At 43.6% G+C, this 6,521-nt stretch carries 6 protein-coding genes; 5 read left to right on the top strand and 1 reads right to left on the bottom strand.

What is annotated here, in order from left to right; genetic code table 11:
• Positions 1-170 precede the first annotated feature (170 nt).
• Both B2633_RS16410 and B2633_RS16405 read left to right on the top strand, forming a co-directional pair.
• On the top strand, positions 171-488 hold the full coding sequence (locus tag B2633_RS16410; RefSeq protein ID WP_483171765.1) for a hypothetical protein: 318 nt from the start codon (positions 171-173) through the stop codon (positions 486-488).
• A 64-nt stretch (positions 489-552) separates the two neighbouring features.
• On the top strand, positions 553-762 hold the full coding sequence (locus tag B2633_RS16405; RefSeq protein WP_483171764.1) for a hypothetical protein: 210 nt from the start codon (positions 553-555) through the stop codon (positions 760-762).
• Between the two features lie 128 nt (positions 763-890).
• Here the strand turns inward: B2633_RS16405 and B2633_RS16400 are convergent, their stop codons facing one another.
• Entirely contained in the window at positions 891-1,391 is a 501-nt protein-coding gene (locus B2633_RS16400) for a hypothetical protein (RefSeq protein ID WP_483171763.1), read from the bottom strand.
• Positions 1,392-1,555: 164 nt separating this feature from the next.
• On the opposite strand from B2633_RS16400, the gene B2633_RS16395 reads away from it, so the two are divergent.
• From B2633_RS16395 to B2633_RS16385, 3 genes are all read left to right on the top strand, one after another.
• Positions 1,556-2,539 carry a hypothetical protein gene (locus B2633_RS16395; protein ID WP_483171762.1) on the top strand — a complete coding sequence of 328 codons (984 nt, stop codon included), beginning with the start codon at positions 1,556-1,558 and terminating at the stop codon, positions 2,537-2,539.
• 57 nt (positions 2,540-2,596) lie between these two features.
• On the top strand, positions 2,597-3,664 hold the full coding sequence (locus B2633_RS16390; protein ID WP_483171761.1) for a hypothetical protein: 1,068 nt from the start codon (positions 2,597-2,599) through the stop codon (positions 3,662-3,664).
• 267 nt (positions 3,665-3,931) lie between these two features.
• Positions 3,932-6,521 (top strand): phage tail tape measure protein (locus tag B2633_RS16385; protein ID WP_483171760.1); only part of this gene is annotated, 2,590 nt, incomplete at its 3' end.

Raw genomic sequence — 6,521 nt, 5'->3', positions numbered from 1 at the left:
GACCCGCAGACCGGGGCAAATGTTATTGAATTTGCCGATTATCTTGTAGCTTAATCCCCCGTTGGAGTCATTAACCAGCGGATGACCTCTGCCCATGTCCCGGTTTCTCTCCTGCCGGGGCGTGGGTGATTTATTTTGGGAGAGATATATTTTGAAGGGAGAAATGACAAATGGATGAAATTAACGAAGCTTTAGGTAAGGGCAAAAAGTTTACTGTCAACGGGCAAGAATATCTGGTCAATCCAGCCCCGATAGAAGAACTGGAAGAACTTATGGAGAAACATAATAAGCTCGTTGTTCTAGAAGGCAAGTTTGCCTGGAATTACGTTAGCCTGCCTAATGAGAAGCCAGAGGCTAAAAAAGAACGTATTGCTGCAATTATGTATATCTTGGACAGAGCTTTTGGTGGCAATTTGAAACCCGAAGTGATCGGCAAGATTGATCGCGTGACCGCCGAGGAAATTATAAAGTTTTTTCTGGGAGAGTAGTATTCCAAAGCTAGATGAAAAAGAAAACGAAGAACCGCCTGAACCAGGGAGTTTTAAAAGAGCAATGGCAAAACTGGCTCTTAGGTTGGGTGGTTACGATAAAGTGCGAAAATTAACCTTGCTGCAAGTACAAGCTATGTTAAAGGAAATAGTTGACGAACAGTTATTTTTGGCAAAAATTCATGGTTGCGAAGTTGGGGAAGAAAATCAACTACACGAAGCAACAAGTAGCGACATAGCCGCACTAATGAAGTTTGTTGGCAAAAAGGGATAAGCGGGCGAGATTGAGGGTTATAAAAGAAGGTGACTAACGACTTCCGATATACGCACCCAGCTTAAACACAGCATAAAAAACAGAAAATAATATAGCGAATATAGCCGTATTACGGTAATAGTCCTTCATTAGTTCACTGCCAATTCTGCCGAAGAGGAATGAGACTTCCGATAGTCAATAAGAGATTTATTAATCCGTGATGCTAATGTCCCCATATTTGTTCCGGAGAACACCATGTCGTAGTTTACCCCTTCTTCTTCACAATGAATGACTAAATATTCTACCCGGTGAACAGTCTGCTTTTTAGCGGCAAGTGCGAATACTCCTAAAAGAAGAATACGGCCAGCGGTAATATCACTGGTTATTTGCTCATGGTTCTTAACTTCCACGGATTTGATATTGGTCCATTTGGTGAGATGCGTCCTGCTGCCGGTAAATGCAAGGCCGTTTTCCCTCGGCTTAATATAGCCATTTGCGGCTGAATCAATATGGGGACTGCCGCCCAAATATTCAATGCTCGAATGGCCCGTTTGAGCCATAGTCGCGTTGCGCTTGTTGTCTTTACTTGTTTCAACTAATCCGACAATTATTAAACCCAATATAGCGAACAAAATAATATAACCCCACATAAATATATCCCCCCCCTTTTAATAACAGTATATGTCAATTTGAAAATTATAGCAATAATGGCTCCGACAGGGGGCTTTTTTTTGTTGCCTGAAAGGTGGTGATAACAATCGTATTTGTTCAATGCGCTAATTGCGGAAAACAGATTGAAACATATCCTAGTAGAGTGAAGAAAAACAAGGAAAGACACTCTAATTTTTACTGTTCTAAAGAATGTAAATCGGCTTATTGGAGACAGAAAAGAATAGGAGAAAATAATCCCAAAAGTAAACCCAAAATCATTGTAAAATGCGCTTGGTGTGGAAAAGACATATCGTTACCTTCTTGGCGTTTGAAGAAGGCTAAAAGACATTTTTGTAATACTCAATGTAAGGGGGATTGGCAGTCTGAACATAATAAGGGGCCATCATCTCCTTATTATAAAAAAGAAAGTCATATTATAACGGAGTGCGATTATTGCGGTAACCAGTTTGAAATAGTTGCGAGCCAGTACAAAAAGTCCAAAAAACATTATTGTTCAAAACAATGTTGTGATGATTCAAGGCGAGGCGAGAAACACCCTGAACGCAAAGCAAAGCTGCATAAATGTATATGCCCAATATGCGGAAAAGAATTTTATCAGTCTAAAAATGCCAAAAATCAAAAAAAGACATGCTCTCATGAATGCGCGGTAACTTTAAGGGCGAAGAAGCGAAATAGACATGTCGTTTTAACCTGTCAGTATTGTGGAAAAGAATACAGTGTTCCCAATTGTGAAAAAGAACGCTCCAAATATTGTAGCCGAAGTTGTTTGGCATTAGCCAAAATGGTTGATGGACACTCTGATACATTGCCGGAAAGGCTTACCGCAAAGAAACTTGGAGAACTAGGGGTTAGCTTTATACCACAATACCCAATTGATCGCATGAAGGTGGACTTTTATTTGCCGGATATGAATATGGTGCTTGAAGTGTATGGTGATTATTGGCACGGTAACCCAGGAAAATACCCCTCACGTTCGATGTTAAATGATGTCCAAAAGCAAAACATAAATCGTGATCGCAAAAGGCGAAAGTTTTTAGAGAAATCTGGCTATAAATTCGCGTACATATGGGAGACCCAAATAAAAGAAACCCCAGAGGTTTTGAGTAAACTTTTGGCCCTAAATTAAAACCACTGTTGGCACCGTAAAAGGTGTTTTTTTATTTTCTGGAAAGGTGGTGAATAAATGGCAGACAATATAAATCCTGAGAATGCGATATTAACTAATCTTGTATTCGGCATTAGTAACATCAAAGCTCAGATGGAAGCTATCGAAGCTATGGCGAATAAAACCGCGCTGACTGTACAGGAGGCCTTTGCTAAAACACAGTTGAACGCTGGTACTGGTGCGACTGATACTGTGGCAAAAGCAGGGAAGGTTACCGCCTTACAACAGTCCAAAATAGAAGCCGTTCGGAAAGAAAGTGAAGCTAAACAGACGGCAATTTTAGCAGAAAGTGCTGCTAAACAAGATGCTATTGTAAATGCATCTACTAACGCACAAGTATTAGCTCGCGAAAAAGCAGATGCCGCGATTATCACAAGCGCGGCCAAGACACAGGCAGAAGTAGAGGCGATTCAAGCTCGTGCAAGTATAAGCACTGCTAAAGCAGGCGTATATGATGCTAGGTCAAGTGCAATTTCAGCCGAAAGTACGGCAGCAATAGAAGCACAAAATGCTAAAACACTTGCGACGGTAGAAAAAACAGAAGCACAAAAAGGTGTTATTGTTGCTAAAGGTGAAGCAGAAGTATCCTCTATTCGTGCTAAAGAAACCTTAACACAACAAAAAATAATTAAAGAATCTTCCGCTGTTCAACTAGCAACCGTTAAAAAGCAGGTAGAGCAAGAAAAACTCTTATATATGCAGTCCCGACGAGCAGCCTTCGAGCAAAAGCCCCAAGGTATGGCAGGTCTAATGGAGCGCAGACTCTCATGGCTTGGTACGGGTGCGCTTGTTATGGGAGGCTTGGCTGGCGTTGGTGAAATCGCCTCCACCATTAAAGATGTTGAATTCGGCATGACCACCATTGCCCGTGTAACAGAGGATGTTAATTTTAACTTCAAGGGTATGCGGGACGAGCTGCAGCAGTTAGGCGTCACTTATGGTGATGTGTGGGCCGACGTTAGCGATATTGCCATTCGCTGGGCGCAGGCCGGTTATGACCAAGCAGAAACATTGGAATTAACCAAAGATTCGTTGCTGGCACTAAATACCGCTGAATTAAACAGCGAACAAGCTTGGGCAGCATAACTGCCTACAGGCGTTCTATGAGGCAACTCATAGAATCATTACCGGGTGAATTGCTGGAATGCCCTGGAGAGCTTACAGAGCTACTGCGTAACCGAAAGGTAAGCGTGAATGCGGCTTGACCATAAAAATCTGTAAGATTGGGCAACCATGCAGCCAATCTCCTGTCCGAAAGGTGGAGAAGGTTCAACGGCCAGGATATACCACCTAAGTCTTATGATATGGTGATGAAATCCGTAGGGAGTAATCCCGAAGCGTCCGGCATCCTCGTTGTGGGATGAAGACATGGTCTATCCCTTGTTGAAAAATAAGGTAGTAGAGACAAATGGAATGATAGCTATAATGTCCCAATGGGGACTTACAGCGGATGAATTACTGCCCACTATTGATAAAATCAATAAAGTAGCAGATGACTTCGCTATTACTTCGACAGACTTAGTGGCGGGTTTACAGCGTTCCTCTGGCGCGGCGAAGGTGCTGGGCCTAACCATGAATGAAACAATTGCCATACTTACCACCATGCGTGAAGCAACCGGCAGAACCGGTAAAGAGGTTGGTAATGCTCTTAATTCTATTCTGTCCTTTATGCAGCGTGACAAAGCTATCAGCACCTTTGAAGATATGGGAATACAGGTATTTGCTGATGAAGCTAAAACTCAGTTCCGCAATGTTATAGAGATATTTGACGAGATGGCCGCGAAATGGCCGCAAATGGGTAAGGCGGCACAGGATGCGCTAACTTCCGAAGCAGAAGCGGCAGGGCTATTCAGCGAAGAAATGGCTAATGCCGTTGGCGTGCAAGGCCAATGGAACGACCTGCAACAGCGCGACTTATCGCAGGCAGCTGCCGGTGTTTATCGTCGTAATTATTTATTGGCTTTACTTCAAAACTGGTCAAAAGTGGATGAGGTATTAATTTCTCAGGAAAACAGTCTAGGCTATTCCATGAAAGAGAATGAGCGCACCATGCAGACGCTTGATAAGCAGGTTGAGGTATTAAAAGCATCTGCCGAACAGTTAGCCGTGGCATTGGGTGACGCTGGCCTGCTTAATGAATTGACCGCCTTAGTTGAGGGCATAACCGATGCAGTTCAATGGTTCAATAACCTTGATGATTGGGCGCAGACACTTATCCTCACCTTTGCCGAAGTAACATTGGCAGTTAAACTACTTAGTTTTGCATTGAAGGGATTAGGTGTTTCTGGAGCTATTGGCGCAACAGGTGGATTATTAGCAGGTTGGTCCGTTCCTATTGCCGCGACTACCGCCGGAGCGAGAACCCTAGTTTCCGTATTAGGCGTTTTGCCAACTATCCTTGGGAATATAGGCAAAGGTATTGCCGCCGCTTTTGGCGGCCCCGCCGCTGTTGCTATAGTAGCCGCTGGTACTGCCGCTGGTTTTATCGCCAGAGAAGTTCATAAGGCCGGGGAAGAACTACAAACGCAGGCTACCATGGCAGAGGGCTTGGCTAAAGAGTACGATTCTTTGACCACAAAAATGGACGGTATGACTAAAGGGACAGAAGAATATAACGAAGCTGCCAAAGAATTGAACACTCTAAAAGGCAATATAGCCAATTCCATACCCAGCGTAATTGATGGGTATAACGACGAAACCGGCGCAATTGAGATTAACCGCAAGGCTATGCAGGATTTAATTGATGCTGGCGAGGAACTCCGTAAATCTCAGACAGATAATAGTAAAGCATTGGATGCTGAAATACAGCAGTTAGAAAAAGAGCGAAAAGAACATGAAGCCAATGCCCAGAAGTACGAATCTTCGCAGGGTGTATTACAGGATTTGGCCGACCGCAGGGAAGAACTGACAGCTACTTTAGCTAAACAAAGTAAAGGATCTGAAGAAGCTAAAAATACTCAGGAAGCATTAGGCGAAACTGAAAGGCTTATAGCCGATATTGCCCAGGAAGCCGGGCTAAAACGTAATGCTACCGTAGACCAAATAATGGCAAAGTTAAAAGAACTGTCAGCGGCAGAGAAACAGGCTTCTATTGATACCCAGATAACAGAAGCAGAAAAAACACAGGCCGTTATAAACAATAGCTATCGGAGATTAAATGCTCTCAGCGAAGAGATTAAGGCTAATAAGGCGTTGCTCCCCGGTGGTAGTCAAAACAAATACATTCCTGGCTTTTTGAAAGGCAAATATAATTATCTTCCGGGCGGCGAAGGCTGGATTAGAAAAGAATTAAGTAATGACCAGGAAGAAGCAGCCAAAGTTAATAAAGAACTTGCCAAAACCAAAGAAACATACGATAAACAATTAGCCGCTATTAACAATTCTCAAAATGCACTTAACGCCCTTAAAGCAAATGCGATTACAAGTAAATCCAGCGGCGGCGGTGGCACTCCCAGTTCTTCCAGTTCCGGCGGCGGCTCTTCCTCCAAAACCGATGCCGTGGCTAAATACCTCGAAACTCTCTCTGATGCGGCCAATCAATTTGATATTATTAATAACCAAATTGCATCCTCGCTTGATTCTGTGAATAACAAACTAAGTATTGCCGGTACCGAATATGATTACCTAAATGGCAAGGTAGAGGATGGCACCGCAACCGCCGCAGATTATGCCCGAATGCAAGAGTTGGTGGCAGTCAAGTCTGCCTTAATTAACGATGAACAAACCCGGCTCACGGCGGCAAATGAGCAGTATAGGCAGCAGATTGGCGCACTCACTCCCTTGTTGGCAAAAGCTACCTACGCGTATCAACAGTACGCCAAGGCCGGGGATGCAGATCACACAGAGGACGCGGCGCAGGCAGTCTCTTCCCTTCAAGGCGAGATTGATAACCTGACTAATTCCATAGCTGAAAACACTCAGAAGTTATGGACTAACAAGAGCG

The organism is Syntrophomonas sp. UBA1041, assembly GCF_002316705.1.
Lineage (GTDB): Bacteria > Bacillota > Syntrophomonadia > Syntrophomonadales > Syntrophomonadaceae > DTU019.
This window is presented reverse-complemented; position numbering and strand designations above follow the sequence as displayed.

Bases quoted from the DNA above. Each gene is read 5' to 3' on its own strand.
- B2633_RS16410 (WP_483171765.1), top strand. From the start codon at position 171: ATGGATGAAATTAACGAAGCTTTAGGTAAGGGCAAAAAGTTTACTGTC.
- B2633_RS16405 (WP_483171764.1), top strand. From the start codon at position 553: ATGGCAAAACTGGCTCTTAGGTTGGGTGGTTACGATAAAGTGCGAAAA.
- B2633_RS16400 (WP_483171763.1), bottom strand. From the start codon at position 1,391: ATGTGGGGTTATATTATTTTGTTCGCTATATTGGGTTTAATAATTGTC.
- B2633_RS16390 (WP_483171761.1), top strand. From the start codon at position 2,597: ATGGCAGACAATATAAATCCTGAGAATGCGATATTAACTAATCTTGTA.